The 21,017-nt window shown below is 36.2% G+C and carries 17 protein-coding genes; 12 read left to right on the forward strand and 5 right to left on the reverse strand.

Going from position 1 to position 21,017, the window contains the following annotated elements; genetic code table 11:
- Nucleotides 1–44: 44 nt before the first annotated feature.
- Genes IGL49_RS03085 through IGL49_RS03115 form a run of 7 tightly spaced genes read left to right on the forward strand, consistent with a single transcriptional unit; the run spans nucleotide 45 to nucleotide 8,880 of the window.
- A complete protein-coding gene (locus tag IGL49_RS03085; protein WP_164982952.1) occupies nucleotides 45–1,256 on the forward strand; it encodes a hypothetical protein in 1,212 nt (403 codons plus the stop codon).
- A gap of 13 nt (nucleotides 1,257–1,269) precedes the next feature.
- Entirely contained in the window at nucleotides 1,270–2,790 is a 1,521-nt protein-coding gene (wsfD, locus tag IGL49_RS03090; RefSeq protein ID WP_104854197.1) for a glycan biosynthesis hexose transferase WsfD, read from the forward strand.
- Nucleotides 2,780–4,363 carry a hypothetical protein gene (locus IGL49_RS03095; protein ID WP_104854196.1) on the forward strand — a complete coding sequence of 528 codons (1,584 nt, stop codon included), beginning with the start codon at nucleotides 2,780–2,782 and terminating at the stop codon, nucleotides 4,361–4,363. The genes wsfD and IGL49_RS03095 overlap by 11 nt, the downstream gene beginning before the upstream one ends.
- Nucleotides 4,360–5,622, forward strand: coding sequence for a glycosyltransferase (locus tag IGL49_RS03100; RefSeq protein ID WP_104858231.1), 1,263 nt, complete (start codon nucleotides 4,360–4,362; stop codon nucleotides 5,620–5,622). The genes IGL49_RS03095 and IGL49_RS03100 overlap by 4 nt, the downstream gene beginning before the upstream one ends.
- A 14-nt stretch (nucleotides 5,623–5,636) precedes the next feature.
- A complete protein-coding gene (locus IGL49_RS03105; RefSeq protein ID WP_104854194.1) occupies nucleotides 5,637–7,703 on the forward strand; it encodes a cellulose biosynthesis cyclic di-GMP-binding regulatory protein BcsB in 2,067 nt (688 codons plus the stop codon).
- A gap of 1 nt (nucleotide 7,704) precedes the next feature.
- A complete protein-coding gene (locus tag IGL49_RS03110) occupies nucleotides 7,705–8,553 on the forward strand; it encodes a diguanylate cyclase (protein WP_104854193.1) in 849 nt (282 codons plus the stop codon).
- 15 nt (nucleotides 8,554–8,568) lie between these two features.
- The gene (locus tag IGL49_RS03115; protein ID WP_104854192.1) at nucleotides 8,569–8,880 is read left to right on the forward strand and encodes a hypothetical protein; all 312 of its coding nucleotides are present in this window, start codon (nucleotides 8,569–8,571) and stop codon (nucleotides 8,878–8,880) included.
- 46 nt (nucleotides 8,881–8,926) lie between these two features.
- Here the strand turns inward: IGL49_RS03115 and IGL49_RS03120 are convergent, their stop codons facing one another.
- The 3 genes from IGL49_RS03120 to IGL49_RS03130 are packed head-to-tail and all read right to left on the reverse strand — an operon-like array spanning nucleotide 8,927 to nucleotide 12,275.
- Nucleotides 8,927–10,081, reverse strand: coding sequence for a pyridoxal phosphate-dependent aminotransferase (locus tag IGL49_RS03120; RefSeq protein WP_104854564.1), 1,155 nt, complete (start codon nucleotides 10,079–10,081; stop codon nucleotides 8,927–8,929).
- 15 nt (nucleotides 10,082–10,096) lie between these two features.
- Nucleotides 10,097–10,819 (reverse strand): amino acid ABC transporter ATP-binding protein, encoded by a 723-nt coding sequence (locus IGL49_RS03125; protein ID WP_002355769.1) that lies wholly within the window; start codon nucleotides 10,817–10,819, stop codon nucleotides 10,097–10,099.
- On the reverse strand, nucleotides 10,812–12,275 hold the full coding sequence (locus tag IGL49_RS03130; protein ID WP_104854563.1) for an ABC transporter substrate-binding protein/permease: 1,464 nt from the start codon (nucleotides 12,273–12,275) through the stop codon (nucleotides 10,812–10,814). Before IGL49_RS03130 ends, IGL49_RS03125 begins: the two co-directional genes overlap by 8 nt.
- Before the next feature lie 170 nt (nucleotides 12,276–12,445).
- Here IGL49_RS03130 and IGL49_RS03135 point away from each other — a divergent pair, with 170 nt between their 5' ends.
- The 5 genes from IGL49_RS03135 to adhE all read left to right on the forward strand — a co-directional run bounded on the left by IGL49_RS03135 (nucleotide 12,446) and on the right by adhE (nucleotide 18,839).
- Nucleotides 12,446–13,552: an iron-containing alcohol dehydrogenase family protein gene (locus IGL49_RS03135; RefSeq protein WP_164982953.1), complete on the forward strand. Its 1,107-nt coding sequence runs from the start codon at nucleotides 12,446–12,448 to the stop codon at nucleotides 13,550–13,552.
- 158 nt (nucleotides 13,553–13,710) lie between these two features.
- A complete protein-coding gene (gene tgt / locus IGL49_RS03140; RefSeq protein WP_002355772.1) occupies nucleotides 13,711–14,856 on the forward strand; it encodes a tRNA guanosine(34) transglycosylase Tgt in 1,146 nt (381 codons plus the stop codon).
- A 60-nt stretch (nucleotides 14,857–14,916) separates the two neighbouring features.
- Complete coding sequence (gene yajC / locus IGL49_RS03145; protein WP_174108254.1) at nucleotides 14,917–15,315, forward strand: preprotein translocase subunit YajC; 399 nt, start codon at nucleotides 14,917–14,919, stop codon at nucleotides 15,313–15,315.
- 465 nt (nucleotides 15,316–15,780) lie between these two features.
- On the forward strand, nucleotides 15,781–16,086 hold the full coding sequence (locus tag IGL49_RS03150; protein ID WP_164982954.1) for a post-transcriptional regulator: 306 nt from the start codon (nucleotides 15,781–15,783) through the stop codon (nucleotides 16,084–16,086).
- A 155-nt stretch (nucleotides 16,087–16,241) separates the two neighbouring features.
- Entirely contained in the window at nucleotides 16,242–18,839 is a 2,598-nt protein-coding gene (gene adhE / locus IGL49_RS03155; protein ID WP_002388933.1) for a bifunctional acetaldehyde-CoA/alcohol dehydrogenase, read from the forward strand.
- 44 nt (nucleotides 18,840–18,883) lie between these two features.
- Here the strand turns inward: adhE and fni are convergent, their stop codons facing one another.
- Nucleotides 18,884–19,927 (reverse strand): type 2 isopentenyl-diphosphate Delta-isomerase, encoded by a 1,044-nt coding sequence (gene fni / locus IGL49_RS03160; protein WP_002381302.1) that lies wholly within the window; start codon nucleotides 19,925–19,927, stop codon nucleotides 18,884–18,886.
- The gene (locus tag IGL49_RS03165; RefSeq protein ID WP_104854558.1) at nucleotides 19,911–21,017 is read right to left on the reverse strand and encodes a phosphomevalonate kinase; all 1,107 of its coding nucleotides are present in this window, start codon (nucleotides 21,015–21,017) and stop codon (nucleotides 19,911–19,913) included. Before IGL49_RS03165 ends, fni begins: the two co-directional genes overlap by 17 nt.

Here is a 21,017-nt window from a genome sequence, read left to right on the forward strand (position 1 = left end):
GCGCTTGATGATGTAGCGTAAGTTTCGCAAAAACAAGTACTTTTGTGTACACTGACAATAAAGAAGTGAGGAAAAGAGGCGTAATAATGAAGAGAAAACTTTGGATTTTTATTGGGGTATTCGTGGTGCTTCTGGGAGGATATTTTCTTTTGTTTAGAGAAAAATCCTATAAAGTAGAGGTGGAAAAAGTGAATCCCAAAATTCAACGCTTAATGTCAACAGACAAACAACATTTTTTAGCGAGAAATAAATTCAGTACGAAAGAAACTGCGGAACGTAAAGATTTGTTGAAGTTTTTTATTGAAACTCGCCTCAAAACAGAAGGTGGCTTTTTAACCAATTATTTACCAGACGCTGAACGTAAAGATGTCGCAACAGGACATGAGTTGTTAAGTGAGTCTTCAGGTTTATATTTACGTAATTTAGCGGGATTTGATACGCAGGGACGTTTTGACAATTTTTATAAACAAACAAAAGATACTTTTTATGACGGAATACAGTTTAGCTATCGTATTGATGAACAAGGTAACAAATATAATGTGAATGCCTCAATTGATGATTTACGGATTATTCGTTCCTTGATTGAAGCAGGTGGGCATTTTAAAACAGATCAGTATGACCAAGAAATTAAAAAATTGAGCAAGAGTTTTATGAAAACCTCAATGAAAGATAACATTTTAATTGATTTTTACGATAGTAAATCAAAACAAAGGTCTTCAGAAACTTCCTTGTTTTATATTGACTTAATTACACTGGGTTATCTATACAAAGAATTCGGCATTTCAGCAGATTACTTGCAATATCATTATCAATTAATAGATGAGGGCTATATTTCTGACGATTTACCCCTTTATCAAACAAAGTTTAATCATCAAACAAATAAATATGAAAACGAAGGAAATATTAATATTATCGAGTCATTATTGACAATATTACATTTAAGTGAAATTGGTATGGCTAGACAAACGAGTCTTGATTTTGTAAGAGATCAAGTACAACAAGGTACGCTATTTAATTCGTACGATTTGAATAGTTCGCCAGTAGATAAAAATCAATCAGCTGCTAGTTATGCATTAGCAGCGCTAATAGGAGCTAACGAAAACGACAAGGAACTTTATCGTTCAGCAATTACTGTGTTAAACAACTTTCAGATTATGGACACAAAAAGTCCTATCTATGGAGGGTTTGGCGATAAAGTGACAAAGCAAGTTTACTCCTACAACAATTTGATGGCTCTTTTAGCTTATGATTTTTAAATGAGGTGAAAGCATGGAAAAAATAAAGCAATTAATCAATTCAACTTTCACGTGGCTGAATCGCTATATATCACCAGCTCTTTTTGCCGTGTTAGGAATAGGGATTGCAACGAGTATTTTGTTATTTGTTCAACCTATTAATGGGTTAGGAGACAACGGAGAATACTTTCGGGTGTTAAATTCAAACGGTTTATACCGTGTGAATGGTGAAAATTATGATAATGTATCCTATTTTGTTAAAGAGTTTTCAATTATGCGTTACTTTAATGAGTCATCAACTCATTTTGTCTCAACCCAACAGTTTTTTATTACAGTAGCCATTTGGTTAAATAAGCTCTTCTATAGTCAAACCGTTTTTGATTTACGTTTTTTAGGGTTTCTTTATCTTAGTTGTTTTTTGGTTTATATATATTTTTTAGTAAGAGGCTTAACAGAAGGGGTTTCGATCAAAAAAAGTTATTTGATTTCATTACTTGTCATCTTTATTCTAGGGGATTCCTCTTATACAATTTATTTTAATTCCTTTTATACTGAAGCAACTAGTTATCTATTAGCCGTAGGCGTGTTAGCATTTTCTGTTTATTTTTATCGAGTTACTAAACCGCGTACTTGGTTGCGTCGTATAGTACTTGTAATCTTGGCGCAGGTGACAGTTCTTTTAATAGGATCCAATAGGCAAGAATATCTTTTAATCATCGGTATTATTATTTCTGGACTAGGTTTTTTTGCCTATTTACATGAAAAGTACCAACGTTTATCCCTTACCGCATTTTTTATTGCTTTAGTGGGTTTCACGACTTTAGCATCTTTCATTGTTCCTAATGATACTTATGAAAGAGATTTATATCATAGTATGACTCGGGGAGTTATGAAAGATACTAAAGTCCCCGATAAACGGATGTCTGAAGGTGGCATTAACCCTCAATATGGTTTACAAAGAGGACGATCATACTTTGAAGAATACAGTCCCGTCTCACCAAACTCTGAACAAATGAAAAAAGAGTTTTTAAATAAAACAAGCTTTGTCTGGATTCTATTTGATTATTTAAATTATCCATCCGAATTATGGCAAGGACTTAACTCAGCTGTACCTAATGTTTACTTGGTAAAACCAAATAATGTGGGGAATTTTGAGAAATTATCTGGACAACAACCTTTAGCACAATCGAAATTTTTTATGATATATAATCGAATAAAAGCTAGTTTTTTTCCGAAAAGTTTTGCTTTTTATTTGTTATTAGGCGTAATCGTTATTGGCCTATACAGTATTGGTTTGTATAACGGAATAAAGAAGTTGCAACCTCGTTTAATTTTTAGATTCTTTTTAATGTCGGGAATCTACCTTAATCTATTAGTAATATTTGTAGGAACAGTTATTATAGATGGTGATAGCGATCTCGTTCGTCACTTATTTTTAGTCTCAGTATTTTTAGATTTTTTATTGTTACAAGTTGTTTCAGATGTTATTGGAAAAAGAATGTGGCAAGATGAAAACCCAATTTTATTAGAGGAGGGAATATTAAGTGAAAAATGAAAAAAAATACATCGTATTTTTTCTTGCGATATTTTCTCTGGTTGTCTTCATTTTTCCGAAAACCGCTTTAGCAGCACCAAGTAAACATGTTTTGCTTGTTTATGATAGTCTTAACGTTGCTGGTGAGAAAGAAAATGATGTAGATGCCTTACAACGGGTGTTAACGAGTTTTGGTGTAGAAGTTCAAAGTGTGGCTGTTTCTGATTATATACCTGGAGAATTACTAAATGCAGATTATGACAGTTTAATTTCAATGGTTAACTGGCCAGAACAAGCGGGAGTAATTGCTTCAGACTTTTTAGCTGATCGTGTTCACTTTAAAGGTAAACAATTACACATTGGTCGAAACATACGCGACGATGAAAAGCAATATTTCACAGGAAAATGGAAAGAACTAAGTCATCGTCAATATCATTTAGAAGATGAAAAGGGTCGCTTTTCTCAAATATTACCATTTCAAGATCAATCAGTTGTTTTGGATGGAACAGATGGAGAAACAATCGGGAAATTAAAAACACAAGAGTTGGAACCTGAAGTATATCCGTTTGGCGTAATAGAAAACGGGCACGGATTTATACCAATGTTTGAACGTAAAGGAGCGATTTTTTTAGAAAGTGTAGAGGTAATTAGCAAGTGGCTTGAAAGCGAACAATTCTCCCGTCCTTTTTTGACGATTTCAGGATTTAATCCCTTGAAAGAAATGTCTGTGGCTACGTATTTACAAGAAGAATTAGTCAAGACGACATATCCATATATTTTATCTAGTACCAGCGTTTCGGTGAATAACACAATTCTACCTTATAAATTGTTTACGAATGCTCTACGCTCTTTCGCAGCTACTGGCATCATTTTTTTAGAAACACCAGTTGTCAATAATGTAGATTTGAACGATCAACGTGCACTTCATCAATTACTAGAACAACAAATTAGTTTGTTAGTGGATAGACACGTTTATCCTGTTGGTATTTCAGCGCCTGGTTATTGGAATCAAGATTTACAGTACCAAGAAGATGGTCTTTCAATTAGTGATACAGTTATTCTGAGAGAAAATCCACCAATTGACCGTGTCTTTTATCGGAATCAGACAGGAGAATCGTTAACATATAAAAATGCATTATTTGATTTGCCCTATGATTATTTATCGGGAGTTGAATGGTCGACTAAAAGTAAATCCGTAGACTATCGCTTTCCTATGCCTACAACAGTGAGCTTTCCATTTCCCAATTCTAAAAAAGAAGTAGATCAATTAATTCAAAAAATTGAGAAATCCCCACTTATATTTAGCATTACAGAAGCGGATCAACATTTTACTTTACAAACGCAAACACAGAAAATTGAATTTCGCAAGAATCGATTTTTTTTAAATAACAAAATTGTTAACGGAATGGCTGATACGGGTGCTTCAACTGTGGAGAAACAAAAATTTACAGGAGTATTTGCTTTCTTTTTTAATATTACAAACACTATTTTAGTGGTACTTGTGACGTTAACATTAGTAATATTAGTTGTACTGTTTATGATTGGACGAAAGAATTATCGATCGAAATATATTAATAAGGAGGAAGACAAATGACCATTGCTGACATTGTAATGTTAACAGCAACTATCATTATTTGGAGTCTACTAATTGTAAATATTCTCTTAGTTATTTTTGGCTATGTTTATTATTTAAAAACAGACCCTGTCGCACCGCCACCTGTAGAGGACGAAGAAGCGCCTTTTGTTTCAATTATGGTGCCGGCCCATAATGAAGGAATTGTCATTGTGCGGACAGTGGAAGCGTTATTGAATTTTAATTATCCGCAAGATCGCTATGAAATTATTGTGATTAATGACAACTCAAGTGATAATAGTGCCGAGCTTTTAGCTAACGTCCAAAAAAAGGCGGCCAATCGAAATTTGCAGATCATTAATACAGACAATATAACGGGTGGGAAAGGCAAGTCCAATGCCTTAAACATTGGTTTTAAGCAAGCCAAGGGAGACGTGATTGCCATTTATGATGCGGACAATACGCCTGAACCGAATGCACTTCGTTATTTAGTCGGAGAGTTAATCGCTAGTGAGGAATACGGTGCGGTTATTGGTAAATTTAGAACCAGAAATCGCAATGCAAGCCTGTTGACACGCTTTATTAATATCGAAACACTCGCCTTTCAATGGATGGCACAAGCCGGTCGTTTTCAATTGTTTAAGTTATGCACGATTCCTGGCACAAATTTTATTGTTCGTCGTAGTATTATTGAAGCCATTGGCGGCTGGGACGATAAAGCATTAGCCGAAGATACAGAAATTAGTTTTCGCATCTATATGATGGGCTATAAAATTAAGTTTCAACCAAAAGCAGTGACGTGGGAGCAAGAGCCGCAAACATTATCTGTTTGGTTCCGACAACGAACGCGATGGGTCAAAGGCAATATTTATGTCATTGTTAAAAATGCTAAATTATTGTTTAATCCTAGAGCAAGTCGGATCCGTTTTGATATTTTATATTTCTTGTCCATTTATTTTCTCTTAATGACATCGCTCGTTTTGTCAGACATCATGTTAGTTTTATCAATGTCTGGTTACTTAACAACGACCCTGCAAGGATTTAGCAATTCCTTATGGTTGTTAGCGATTTTGTTATTTATTTTCAGTACTTTTGTCAGTATTACGACCGAAAAAGGCGAAATGACTTTAGAGAATATCTTAATTATTGCCTTGATGTATATTACATACAGTCAGATGTGGCTAGTAGTCGCCGCTTATGGCATGGTGATGTATATTAAAGAAAATGTTTTTCATAAACAAACACAAACAAAATGGTACAAAACTGAACGATTTAAATAAGGAGGAAACGTGCAATGAAACAAAAAACAGTCACTTTAATAGGGTTGTTCTTTCTGACAATTCTGATTGGTGTCGCAAGTCCGACCGTATACGCCGAAAACAAAGAACAAGACAACCATACCTTTACACAACCTTTTCAAAATAAAACAATCTCTTTAACAGGTACTTCTGTCCGTAGCACCATGTATTTTACAAAAATTGATTATTGGGACGTTAAAAAAGCATCATTCAATATGACTTATCAAATCACACAATTAAAAAATAATCAGACCTCAGATTTAACTGTGGCGGTTAATGGTGTTAAGTTTTATTCTTGGCGTCCTGAAAATACAACTGGTATTCAACAAAAGACGATTGAAATCCCTTTGGAACTGATTAAAGAGACAAATACATTGACTGTTGAGGGCCAAATTATTAATCAGGCAGGAAACGACATGTATAATTTAATTGAAACTCCGGCAAATTGGTTAACGATGTATGAAGGATCTAACGTAAACTTCCAATACGATTTACAATTACCAGAGAATACAATTCATTCTTTTTATAATCATTTTGTGGGAGCAGACACGATTGCGAATAAACATAGTGTTATTTTGACACCAGAAAATGCAACGGAAAAAGAGTTAGCTGCAGCGACCCATGCATTAGCTGGCGCTGCTCGTTTGATTACTACTTCAGAAGAATTGTTGCCAATGGCTTCTTTGAACAAAGAACAGTCAGCACCCTATCAGTTGATTATTGCCAGCTATGATAAATTGCCAGATCAGTATAAAAGTCAAATTGATAGCAAACGTGTGGAGGACCAAGCTGTCTTAAAATTTTTCAATCAACCAGATAAGCATGTTTTAGTAGCTACTTCGAAAGATGAGGACTTACTTGTTCGTGCGGGGCGTTATTTAGCCAACTATGAATTAATGACCCAAACAGATAAAGAAGAGACGACAGTTGATGAGAATATCGATACGTTTAGTTCAACTTTAGAATTTGATGGAAATTATCCATTAACCTCAACGGGAGACAAACTAGAAGGAGCCTATCACCAAGAACAAACGTACTTTGTCAATTTGCCAGTGGATCGAAACAACGCCAATGGTAGTCGTGTACATTTACATTTTAAATACGCTGAAAACTTAGATTTTGATTCTTCATTAGTGACCGTCTCTGTTAATGATGTTCCTATCGGTAGTAAAAAATTAACTAAAGAAGAGGCAAACGGAGACGAAATTAGTTTGGAATTCCCTGATAATTTGGAAATTGCAGATAATTTTGTTTTGAAAGTTGCATTTGATTTGAATGTTAAATCACCTGAAGCATTAAGAAACGGACAAACACCTTGGGCTTTTATTGAAAATAATTCTAATGCTTTTATTCAGACAGAAGAGCTAAATGATGTACTGTTTAATAATTATCCTAACATTTTAATTCGAAGTCGCTCTTTTGCCGATTTAGCGATTTTATTACCAAAAAAAATGGATGATAATTACTTTAAAGTTTTAACAAATTTATTTAATTTAATTGGTAATTACGCTGAAAGTAACGTTGGTGAAATTACTTATTATAAACAATCCCCTAAAAAAGCAACGTTAGAAAATCATAACTTAATTATTTTTGGTACACCAGATGATAATCCGATGATTCAGACATTAAATAATCAGTTATATTTTCAATACGATAAGAACTTTACGCGTTTTGTTTCTAATGAAAAATTAAGTATTGAGAAAGACTATGGTAAACAAATCGGAACGGCACAGCTCATGTTTTCGCCGTATAATTCTAAAGCTGCAGCATTGGTATTAACAGCTGCTAAATCACAAGGTGTCTTTTTGGCTTCCACGCAAGTCAGTACTGAGAAAAATGCGTCCATGTATAAAGGTGATGCAATTGTTGTTGATCCTAACTACCGTCGTTATGATTACCGATTTAAAAAACGTGCAAGCCATGTGAGTAATGAATCACTAGGAAAACGAATTGTTTCAAATCATAAATTAGCGATTTACATCTTTGTTTTTCTAATCGGAATCTCAATTATTGGTTTAAGTGCTTTCTTTATTGTGAGAAAAAACTTGAAAGGGGGAGAATAGGATGGAACCTAGACGCACCACGTTACTCTTAGATTTAACACTTTTAATGGGAACATTTCTTATAGTAGGAACCACTATCTTTATCTCTCTAGATACTAATGATTTTTTTATTGATTTAACTTGCTTATTAATTTCTGTTCTATTAATTATTATTACTTATTTTACAGGAATAACTGCAGGTTTAACATTTTCATTAATTTTTATATTTATCCAGTTAACTTATGTGGTTTATCAGTATGCTTATCATAATGTTTTCAGTTACGGATTATTATTTTGGCTGGTTATGCCGCCAATCTATTGTTTAACTATTTATGCAGTTACTTATCAAATTAGAACGATTCAAGAAGAAAATATTCGTTTGCGAAAAGAAACAACTCGTTTGAATACCTTAGATTCTGTTACTAATTTAAGAACGGCTAAAATGTATGAAGAAGGATTTGATTTATTTTCTGATGTTTCTACTCGATATAATGTCCCTTTATATATGGCAGTAATTCGTGTTGCTTACTGGGAAAGTATTCGTAATTTGATGAATTTAGAGCAGAAAAAAGAATTGTTACAACTTGTTACTGCAGCTATTTCAGATACCACAGATGGTCGTTACTTACCATATTTTATTGAATCAGAACCTCCAACTTGGAGCTTGTTAATATTTAGAGAAGGAGAAGATCCACAAAGTGCAAAAATTCATTTTAAAGAAGATGTTCAAGAAAAAATAGTAGGTTCTGAGTTATTAAGCAATTTAACGATTACATTACAAGTTTCCTATACCAAATATGATCCTGCCGAATTTAACAACGCTTCAGAATTTTTAGGGGAGGGGATTAATTCTCTTCAATATGATGTTTAAAAAGGAGGCAAACAAATGACTGAAAAAATTGCTGTTTTTACAGGGAAATTAGCAGAGGCTGGTGTGTTAAATGAGACGCAGCCGTTGTCAATGCGATTACATTTAGAAAATATCCAAGCAGAAAGTGATCCAGAATCCATTGTGCCCTTATTTTCTCATGGGGTAATTCTAAACATACTCGTTGAACAGTTAGAGGAAAGTATCTCAATGTCTCACTTAAAAAAAGGGACCAAAGTCCGTTTCACAGTCGTGGGCTTGCCGCCGATGACTATGTCGATTCCGCCGCATGTTGGTGGGCAAGCGATTGAGTTGATAGAAGAAATCTAAAAAGCTTCTGCATTAGCTATGATTATTAGCTAATGCAGAAGCTTTTTTATTCAAAGGTCATTCTTTCAATTCGATCGAACGCTTCCTTTAATAAATCTAAATTTTGTGTTGCGGCTAAGCGAATGTACTCATCGCCTGTTGTTTCACCAAATGCTTTTCCAGGAATCACTAATACTTGTGTCTCTTTTAAAAGTTTTTCCACAAAAGGGACGGAAGTTAGTCCAGTTTTTTGAATGTTAATGAAGGCGTAAATACTTCCTTTGACTGGATGCAGCGAAAGGAAAGGAATCTTTGCTACTCGTTGGGCCACATACTCTAAACGTGTTTGGAACACTTCAACAATCGGGTCTACAAATTCATCAAAATGTTGTAACGCATAGATTCCTGCTTGCTGTGACAACGTAGGCGCAGAATACGTAACGCCTTCATTAATTAATTTGGCTACTTCGTTAATATAGTCTGGGGCAATCATATAACCAATACGCCAACCAGTCATTGCAAAGGCTTTTGAAAAGCTACCAAAAGTGATAGTATTTTCTGGAGCAAACGTAGCCATAGGAGTAAACGTTTCTTGGAAACAAAAGGCTTCATAAACTTCATCTGAAAGAATGTATAAGTTGTGTTCAATCGCTACCTGTGCAATTTCTCTGAAAGTTTCTTCAGAGAAAACAGCGCCTGTCGGGTTATTCGGTGAATTAAGAATAATCGCCTTGGTTTTAGGCGTGATTTTTTCTTTCAAAAGAGCTACATCAATTTGGAAACCATCTTCTTCATAAGTCGGTAAAAAGACAGGAACGCCATCTGCTAAAAGGACTTGGTCTTTATAAGGAGAGAAGTAAGGTTCATGAATAATCACTTCATCCCCAGGATTTAGAATCACTTGTAAGGCAAGATACATCCCGTGCAGAGCACCGACTGTGGCTCGGACTTGATTCGGTTGAAAGGATAATTGATAATGTGACTGATAAAACTGAATGACCGCCTCAATGAATGCTTGGCTACCATCAGAAGCGGTATATTTTGTATAACCATTTTTGGCATCGTTAGCTGCTTGTTCGATAATCCGCTCATCGGTAATTAAGTCAGGGTCACCAATCGATAAATCGATTAAATTTGGGGTCTTTTTCGCCAAGGTTGCAATATCCATGAGTAAATTTTCAGTAGGTTGTTGGTAACGTGTTGCGATATTCTTGCGATCCATACCAGGTGCTCCTTTTTATAAAACTTTTCTTAGAAAATCTTGTGTTCTTGGGTTTTGTGGTGCATCAAAAATTTCTTCAGGTGTGCCTTCTTCTTGAATAATTCCTGCATCCATAAAAATGACACGGTCCGCAACTTCTTTTGCGAAGCCCATTTCGTGGGTAACCACCACCATTGTCATCCCTTCAATAGCTAAATTTTTCATAACGGATAGCACTTCGCCCACCATTTCAGGATCTAAGGCAGAAGTTGGTTCATCGAACAGCATCACGTCAGGGCGCATGGCTAAAGCGCGAGCAATCGCTACCCGTTGTTGTTGTCCACCAGAAAGTTGAGCGGGATAATTTTCTTTTTTATCTGATAAACCAACTTGTTCCAGTAAAGAAAGAGCGTGTTCCGTGGCTTCGGCAGCGGCTTCTTTTTTTACTTTAACAGGACTAATCGTTAAGTTTTCCAAGACATTTTTATGCGGGAAAAGATTGAAATTTTGGAATACCATCCCCATTTTTTGACGGAGTTGATCAATGTTGGTATTTTTATCTAATAAATTTTTTCCTTCAAATTCGACGCTGCCACCAGTTGGTGTTTCTAATAAGTTCAAGCAACGTAAAAAAGTACTTTTACCACTACCAGAAGGGCCAATAATTACGACAACTTCACCAGCTTCAATTTCTAAGTCAATTCCTTTAAGTACTTCATTTTTTCCGAATGTTTTCTGTAAGTTTTTAATATTAATCACTAGTACTCATTCTCCTTTCAGCAACACCTAATAGACGCGAGATAGTAAAGGTTAGGACGAAATAAATCAACGATACAATTAAGTAAGGTAAGAAGGGTTTAAAACTTGCGCCTTGAACGTTGCCAGCTTGGAAAATTAGCTCCGAAACACCAATGACTGAAACAACGGAAGACTCTTTAATTACTGTAACAAATTCATTGCCTAACGCTGGTAAAATATTTTTAATAGCTTGTGGGAAAATGATGTACCGCATTGCTTGATTTTGATTCATTCCCAAGGAACGAGCAGCTTCCAATTGTCCTTTATTAACTGCCTGAATACCAGCACGAATAATTTCTGCTACATATGCACCACTATTTAGAGAAAGGGCAATACAACCTGCTGCTACTTTTGATAAGTCTAAACCAAGAACCCCTGTCCCGAAATAGACAATAAAAATTTGAACAAGCAAAGGAGTGCCACGAACATATTCAATATAAGCAATGGCGATGCCACGTAAAATTTTGGAATTGGCTAACTTCATTAAGGCAAGTAATGCTCCTAAAATGGCACCAAACAAAACACCAATGAAAGCTAGGAAAATGGTATAGCCTGCACCGTTAAGATAGAACTTTCCATACTTTTGTAAAAAGCTTTGATCTTTTTGGAACATTAATTGATTGGCTTCTTTTTTATAACCGTCCATTAATTTTTGATCATTAATTTGTTTAATAGAGGCATTTACTTTCTCCGTCAAAACGGGCGCATCTTTAGGGAAAGCAACGGCAGTATCTTTTGAGCCTTTTTCAAAGGTAACATCAGCAAAAGCTAAATCCTCATTTTGAGAAACATAGGCTTCGCCAACCGGTTCTTCCATAACGACTGCATCTAATTTATTATTTTTTAGATTCATAATTAAATCTGGAATTTTTTGAAGAGAAGTAGGGACAGCACCGGTTAATTCGGTTTTAATTAATTCTTCTTGTGTCGTTTGCTTTTGGGCACCTGCACGAACGCCTTCGAAATCTTTAGTGGAATGAAATTTATCTTTGTCTTCTTTCCGAACAATAACTTTTTGTTGAACGTTCATATATGGTTGAGAAAAAGCTACTTCTTTTAATCGTTCAGGCGTTGGCGACATGCCAGAGATGACCATGTCAATCTTGCCAGTTTTTAAGGCCCCTAACAGAGCATCGAAGCCTAGTTCTTCGATTTTTAATTTAACGCCTAAATCATCGGCAATTTTTTGAGCAATAGAAATATCAAAACCGACAATTTTATCTTCACCATCTACTTTTGTATGAAATTCATAAGGGGCATAGTCTGCGGATAAGCCGACAACTAGTTCTCCCTTTTGGATGATTTTGTCATAGACTGGATTGTTTTCGGCTGCAAAAGTTTCTTTAATAGGTAATAATGAGAGCAACAAGAATAAAATTGGTAAAATCGTCTGTAGCCATTTTTTACATTTGGTCATTTGCGCAAACTCCTTTTTGTATTATTTTTATAAATATTCAAAAAAAGCGAATAAATGTATAAAAATTTATTGTGTTATGATGTGGTTTATCATATCATAGAATATGTAAAAGGAAAAGTAGTAGAATTGAAAAAATACAACTTTTTCAAAAAAATTTTCAAAAGTCAAAAATGAAGGGGATTTTCAAGATGGAACAATCATTAATTGTGAGAGGGACACCACAAGAGTATCTTTGCGAAATTGGTTCGTGGGAATTATTAGAAGGACAACTATTATGCAGAAATATTCATCGTGTATTCATTTTACACGGGACTGAGTCATGGCAAGCGGCAAAACCGTATTTTCCGACGTTTCAAAAAGTAACAGCTGTTTTTGAAAACTATGGAGGTGTATGTACAGATCAACGTGTGCAAGAGTTAGAAGCGCAAGTGCTGGACAATCATTTAGAGGCCATCGTTGCTGTCGGTGGAGGAAAAATAGCCGACTTGGGGAAAGCCTTAGCACACAAAATGGCGTTACCGGTAATTATTTTACCCACTTTAGCAGCTACTTGTGCACCGTGTACGCCATTGAGTGTGATGTATCGAGAAGATGGGGCAATGGAACGGTATGACGTTTTTCCGCAAGCAAACGCTTTGGTGTTGGTAGAACCAAGAGTGTTATTGCATTCGCCTAGATCTTTAATGGTGGCAGGTATTGGGGATACATTAGCTAAATGGTACGAAGCAGATGCGATTATTTCGCAGTTAGATGTCCAAGTGTTACCTATTCAAGTTTCTCATTTTGCCGCGGAAAAATGTCGCGATATTTTATTAAATGAAAGTATCAATGCTTTAAAAGCGATGGAAGAGCAACAATTAAATCAATCGTTTATTGATGTGATCGAAACGAATTTAATTATTGGTGGAATGGTGGGTGGCTTTGGCGATGATTATGGTCGGACAGCGGGGGCCCATTCCATTCATGATGCACTAACTTTGCTACCAGCTAGCCATCGTCAATTGCATGGAAACAAAGTGGCGTATGGTGTGTTTGTTCAATTAGCCATTGAAGAAAAATGGCAAGAAATCGATGAATTGATTCCTTTCTATCACCAACTAGGTTTGCCTATTTCTTTAAAAGAAATGGATATGGACTTAACTGAAGCCGAGTATCAAGAAGTAGCAGAACGTGCTTGTATAGAAGGCGAAACGATTCATTATATGAAACAAAAAATTACCCCTGAAATTGTGAAAACAGCGATGCAAGATTTAGAAAAATATACAGCGACCAAATAAGGGCCAAACAGCAACTAGTTCAAACAATTCAAATGAACTAGTTGCTGTTGTTTAAGGATCCTTTTTTGAAAAAAGAAACCTTGAGAAATCCTTGCAAATTCAATAAAAAAAAAGTATGATGATGGGAGGACAAATTATAGTAGAAAGTAGGGAAATGAATGACGGAACCAGCCATTCGTTATCGTTTAATCAAAAAAGATAAACACACAGGTGCGCGTTTAGGTGAATTAATTACTCCTCACGGCACATTTCCAACACCAATGTTTATGCCAGTAGGAACACTTGCGACAGTTAAAACAATGTCGCCAGAAGAATTAAAAGAAATGGGTGCCGGTGTTATTTTAAGTAATACTTACCATTTATGGTTACGCCCAGGTGAAGATTTAGTTGAAGAAGCAGGCGGGTTACACAAATTTATGAACTGGGATCAACCCATTTTGACTGATTCAGGTGGCTTCCAAGTCTTCTCATTAAGTGATATGCGGAAAATCGAAGAAGAAGGTGTGCATTTTAGAAATCATTTAAATGGTTCAAAAATGTTCCTTTCTCCAGAAAAAGCAATCAATATTCAGAATAAATTAGGATCAGATATTATGATGAGCTTTGATGAATGTCCACCATTTGATGAAAGCTATGAGTATGTTAAACGCTCGATTGAACGGACTTCTCGTTGGGCTGAGCGTGGCTTAAAAGCCCATGCAAATCCTGATAGACAAGGATTATTCGGTATTGTTCAAGGTGCGGGATTTGAAGATTTACGTCGTCAAAGTGCCAAAGATTTAGTGAGTATGGATTTTCCTGGCTATTCGATTGGTGGCTTATCTGTTGGTGAGTCTAAGGAAGAAATGAACCGAGTCTTAGACTTTACGACACCGTTAATTCCTGAAAATAAACCACGTTACTTAATGGGTGTGGGTGCCCCTGATTCATTAATTGATGGAGTGATTCGTGGGATTGACATGTTTGATTGTGTATTACCAACGCGTATTGCGCGCAATGGTACTTGTATGACTTCACAAGGTCGCTTGGTTGTTAAAAATGCCCAATATGCAAGAGATTTTCGTCCGCTTGATGAAAAATGTGATTGTTATGTTTGTCGTAATTATACCCGGGCCTATATTCGTCATTTGATTAAATGTGATGAAACGTTCGGAATCCGTTTAACATCGTATCATAATTTATACTTCCTGTTAGACTTAATGAAAAATGTCCGTCAAGCAATTATGGACGACAATTTATTAGAATTCCGACAAGCGTTTTTTGAAGAATATGGCTTTAATAAAGCGAATGCAAAAAGTTTCTAAAAATTAGAGGAAAAAACTAGTTCTTCAAGCGTTTTTTTGATACAGTTAGTAGTGTGAATAATGCAGAGTGAGGTGAAACAAATGGGTGGCGGATTTACAATGATTTTTACATTAGTCCTTTTAGGAGGAATGATGTTTTTCATGACACGTTCTCAAAAGAAACAACAGCAAGAACGTCAAAAACAACTAAATGCAATGAAAACTGGCGATAGTGTTGTCACAATTGGTGGTTTACATGGTGTTTTAAGTGAAATCAACGAAAAAACAGTTTTAATCGATTGCGAAGGTATTGTCTTAGAATTTGACCGTGCAGCAATTCGAACTGTAACACCTGGAACTGCTGTTACAAATGATCCAGCAGTAACTAGTGTACCAGTCACAGAAGTTGAAGAGACAGTCACGGAAGAAGTAACTGAAGTTCCTGAAACATCAGATCCTTCAAAAGAAAAGAAAGACTAAACGATTCAACTAATTCATTTAATGGTTAGAGAAAGCGGAACAGGCTTTTCAAAGGCGAAACTGTGACCAGTAGTCACGCAAGAAAGCCAATAAGAAGAGACGATTCCTATTCCGCTTGTATCGTTTATCTTAAAATGTAGGACTAGGAAGGAGCCTGGGACAAAAATCACTTTGGATTTTTGTCCCAGGCTTAAAAATTGATAAACGGCGGGAACAGAAGCAACTCCTTCGGAAATAAGCCAAAATTCTCCAAAAATTAAAGAACAATTTTCGGAAATTTCTTCTTATTGCTGAGAAACACTATTTGCAAAGCAAATAGATGTTAAACAGTACCTACTTGGTTCTCGGAGTTAAACACTTCTGTCCCGACCTTGTCCTAAGTCCTTTTTAACTATTAAGTTTACAAAAAAGGTTCCTTTTTATAGTGTTGGAAGATAGTTAAAAAGTGAGCAATCTTTCACTTGATTGGAAGGAGAAGAGTCCATGACAAAGAAAAAATTAAGTTGGTTACAACAAAAAATGCTCAATAAAAGTATTAAAAAGAAGTGCCAAAATTTTCGTGAACTAGGTTATTCTTCCATCAACGAAGAAGATTTATTGACTTATTTACTCACCTATCGTTGGAAAAAACAAACCCATTTATCTGTCAAAGACTGTCGTAAAGACATTCAGAAGATTAAGCCGAATGAATTTTTTGACTATCAACAATTATTGGCACAGACATCAAAAAATCCTTTAAGGGACTGGCATGATATTGAAGACTTATTCTAGAAAAAAGAATAGGTCTTTTTTTTGAGATAAAAAAATTACAAATAGTTGTGAAAAATATCACAAAAACTATTTACAAGATTCATTTTATGTTGTATGATGTGAATGTGAAATATTTAACAAAGTTTTTTTAAAATGAAACTCTTAGGAGGATGAATATGGTTAAAACAGTAAAAAAAGAAAAGACAGAAACAGTTGATGTTTCATCAATGATTGATGAATTAGCAACAAAAGCGAATGTCGCTTTAAAAGCAATGGAAGATTTTACACAAGAACAAGTAGATCACATTGTCCATCAAATGGCGATGGCGGCGTTAGACCAACATATGCCTTTAGCAAAAATGGCTGTCGAAGAAACTGGCCGTGGAATCTATGAAGATAAAGCAATCAAAAATATGTATGCATCTGAATACATTTGGAATAATATTAAACATGATAAAACAGTGGGTGTAATTAACAAAGACGAACAAACCGGCTTAATGGAAATTGCTGAGCCAGTCGGCGTGGTATGTGGGGTCACACCAACAACGAATCCAACGTCAACAACTATTTTTAAATCACTAATTGCCTTAAAAACAAGAAATCCAATTGTTTTTGCTTTCCATCCTAGCGCACAAAAATGTTCGGCAGAAGCGGCACGTATTGTACGGGATGCGGCGATTGCAGCAGGTGCACCAGAAAATTGTATTCAATGGATTGAACAACCATCGATTGATGCAACATCTGCTTTAATGAATCATCCAGGGATTGCCATTGTTCTAGCAACTGGTGGCGCAGGCATGGTAAAATCAGCGTACTCAACAGGTAAACCAGCATTAGGCGTTGGTCCTGGGAACGTACCAGCTTATATTGAAAAAACGGCTAAAGTAAAACGTGCGGTTAATGATTTAATTGTTTCAAAATCATTTGATAATGGAATGATTTGTGCTTCTGAGCAAGCGGTCATTGTGGATAAAGAAATTTATGCTTCTGTCAAAGCTGAGTTTGAAGCACACAATGTTTACTTCGTGAAACCGAATGAATTACAAAAACTAGAAGATGCAGTGATGAATGAAGGCAAATACGCGGTAAATCCAGCGATTGTCGGTAACTCTGCAGAAAAAATTGCTGAATTAGCAGGAATTAGCGTACCAAAAGGCACAAAAATTTTAGTTGCTGAATTAGAAGGTGCAGGTCCGGAATATCCATTATCAAGAGAAAAATTATCGCCAGTTTTAGCAATGATGAAATCAAACAATGCAGAGCATGCTTTTGAACTATGTGAAGCGATGTTAAACTTAGGTGGTTTAGGACATACAGCAGTAATTCATACAGAAGATGAAGAGTTACAAGTTGCTTTTGGTTTACGTATGAAAGCTTGTCGTATTTTAGTGAATACTCCATCAGCAGAAGGTGGTATTGGTAACATTTATAACGAAATGATTCCATCCTTAACACTTGGTTGTGGTTCATACGGGAAAAATTCTGTTTCTAAAAACGTATCAGCCATTAACTTAATTAATATTAAAACGGTAGCGAAACGGAGAAATAATATGCAATGGTTTAAATTACCTCCAAAAATTTTCTTTGAAAAAAATTCTTTACAATATCTACAAAAAATGGAAAATGTTGAACGTGTCATGTTAGTTTGTGACCCAGGTATGGTTCAATTTGGCTATGCAGATATCGTACGTAAAGAGCTACAAAAACGTAAAAATGATGTGAAAATCGAAGTGTTTTCTGATGTTGAACCAAACCCATCAACAAATACCGTTTATGCAGGGACCAAAATGATGGTTGATTTCCAACCAGATACAGTGATTGCCTTGGGTGGCGGTTCTGCAATGGACGCGGCGAAAGGCATGTGGATGTTCTATGAACACCCAGATACAGAGTTCTTTGGTGCAAAACAAAAATTCTTAGATATCCGCAAACGGACATATAAAATTGCCAAACCAGAAAAAACACAATTTGTTTGTATCCCAACTACTTCAGGAACTGGTTCAGAAGTTACACCATTTGCCGTTATTACTGACAGTGAAACACACGTGAAATATCCGTTAGCAGACTATGCGTTAACACCAGATGTAGCGATTGTTGATCCACAGTTCGTAATGTCTGTGCCAGCTTCAGTCACTGCAGATACAGGTATGGATGTTTTAACACATGCGATTGAATCTTATGTTTCCGTGATGGCTTCAGATTACACACGTGGTTTAAGTTTACAAGCAATCAAGTTAGTTTTCGATCATTTAGAAAATTCAGTGAAACGTCCAGATATGGAATCTCGCGAAAAAATGCATAATGCATCAACCATGGCAGGGATGGCATTTGCCAATGCATTCTTAGGTATTTGTCACTCTATTGCTCATAAAATTGGTGGGGAATATGGCATTCCACATGGTCGTACAAATGCGATTTTATTACCACATATTATTCGTTACAATGCGAAAGATCCATCAAAACACGCAATGTTCCCTAAATATGATTACTTCCGTGCCGATACTGATTATGCAGACATTGCAAAATTCTTAGGCTTAAAAGGAAATACTACCGCAGAATTAGTAGAAGCTTTAGCAACAGCAGTAGCAGACTTAGGTAAATCAGTCGGAATTGACATGAACTTGAAAGCCCAAGGTGTCTCACAAGAAACATTAGACACAACGGTTGATCGTATGGCAGAACTTGCATATGAAGACCAATGTACAACTGCAAATCCGAAAGAACCATTAATTAGTGAACTAAAACAAATTATCTTAGATGCTTATGTAGGATAAAAGAACTCAAATAAAGAGACCAGAACATTAATGTTCTGGTCTCTTTAACGTTTTGCGAAAACAGTGCTGTCGATACCACGGTTATGACACCAATTAACTAAAACCGGATCGAGGATAAGTGCGGTACTCGTCAATTCTTCTGTCGTCTTTTTTCCTAAAAGAGTATAAAGCATTTTCACTTCTTCTTGCCATTGCTGTACAAGGGCTAAGGTATTTTCTAAACCATTTTTACTCATAAGGGAAGCTAAGATAGTCCCAGCAACTCCCATGCTTTTGGCACCTAAAGCGAGTCCTTTGACAATATCAAGAGAGTTACGCACACCGCCAGAGCCAAGAATAGTTAGTTTCTTTTGCCAATTTTGTGATTCCAGAAGAGAGATGACCGTTGATTGCCCCCAATCATCTAAGAAAGAAAGTTCTCGTTTCTTCCGCCGGGCATTTTCAATTTGTGTAAAACTCGTTCCGCCTTGGCCGCTCACATCCGCTGCTTGAACGCCGATAGAGGTAAGTTTTTCTAAGGTTTCTTGGCTCATGCCAAAGCCAACCTCTTTGACAATAACAGGCACTTCTACGGCCTGTACGATAGCTTCAATCTTGGTTAGCCAATTAGTAAAATCACGATCTCCTTCAGGCATGACCAATTCTTGGGGCACATTTACATGGATTTGTAAGGCATTCGCTTGAAATAAATCAAGCGCTCGCTTTGCTTCTTCCACACCCAAGCCTGCACCAATATTGGCAAAAATGAGTCCATCTGGGTTTTCTTTTCGCATAATTTGATACGTATCCGCTAAACTAGCATCTTTTAACGCTGCCGAGACAGATCCTGTCGCAACTAAAAGGCCAGTTTCTTTTGCAATAATGCCTAATTGCTGATTAATTTCTTTTGCACGCTGACTACCACCTGTCATTGCATTGACATAAAAAGGTTGGGGAAGCTGAAAAGAAAGAAACGAAGTGGAAATATCCACTTCGTTAACAGCGGATTCAGCAAACGATTGGTGAACAAAACGCACACGATCAAAGTCATTACTTTTTTCTTTGTGGAACGCTTTAGCTAATGATAGATGTTCATCTTTTCGATTCATGCTTCTCCTTACACTCCTTTTGACCATAGGTATAGACGTGAAGTGGCAGTGGGGTAATTCCGTCTTTTTCCCAAGCAGTCATTAATGGTAAAATCCCTGATTTTTGGCGGAAAATTACGATCCCACAATCGCCGCCGCCAGCGCCAGAAGATTTCGCAGCTCCTGTATAAGATTCAGCCAAATCACAAAGATTTTTCAAGGCTTCTGTTTCGATTACCACACCAGTCAGTGAAGATAATTCAGCGAGCAATTGGCGATTCTTAGTAATTTGTTTTTGAATAACAGAAATTTTTCCTGTGTTAAAGCCATTAATCATTGTTTCGACACAAAGCCGGCTTTTCATTAAGAACTGCTCATAAGCCGCTTGTTTTTCTTCTTTTGATTGATGGACTCGATCAACTAAGTCTGAAGTGGATGCAGGGCTACCTGTCCAGCCAATCAGTAAACGTAGTTGTTTCGGTACTTTTAACGGAAAAATCATTAGTTCAGGCCAGTCCATTGCTAACAAATCAGTTAATGTTTCAGTGGCTACTTTTTGATTGACCCAATCATGATCGAAGGTTGAAAAGGCAATCCAACCACCATAACAGCTGGCGGCGATATCTCCGCAAGAACCATTTCCTTGAACAGCTAAGTGAGCTAGTGCTGATAATTTGAAAATTTGCTCGTTTTCCAAACCTAAATCATAAAAAATATTCAAGGCTTTGACAGTTCCAACGGTTACTGCACCGCTTGAACCAAGACCGTATTTTCGTCCATTTGAACTATCTAATTCACTCGTCACTTTTAAATGATAAAATGACAAATCTTTGTTTTGTTCTTGCGCATATTTTTCAGTTAGATGAATCGCCGCTAGAACATAATGAAAGGGATTTTCGCGAATATCTAATACAAGCTCACCATTTCGGCGTGTCCAGCGAATAGGTAAAGAGCTGTATTGTGCAGATTGAATACTGCCTTCATCTGTTGTTTCTTCGACAGTCACAGTTACGAATTGATCCACAGCAACGATAATGGCAGGGTGGCCAGGTTCAACAACGGCATATTCTCCTGCAATAAATAACTTTCCTGGCGTAGTAACTTCAATCAT

The organism is Enterococcus sp. DIV1337a, assembly GCF_051712285.1.
In the GTDB taxonomy this organism is placed as follows: Bacteria; Bacillota; Bacilli; order Lactobacillales; family Enterococcaceae; genus Enterococcus; species Enterococcus faecalis.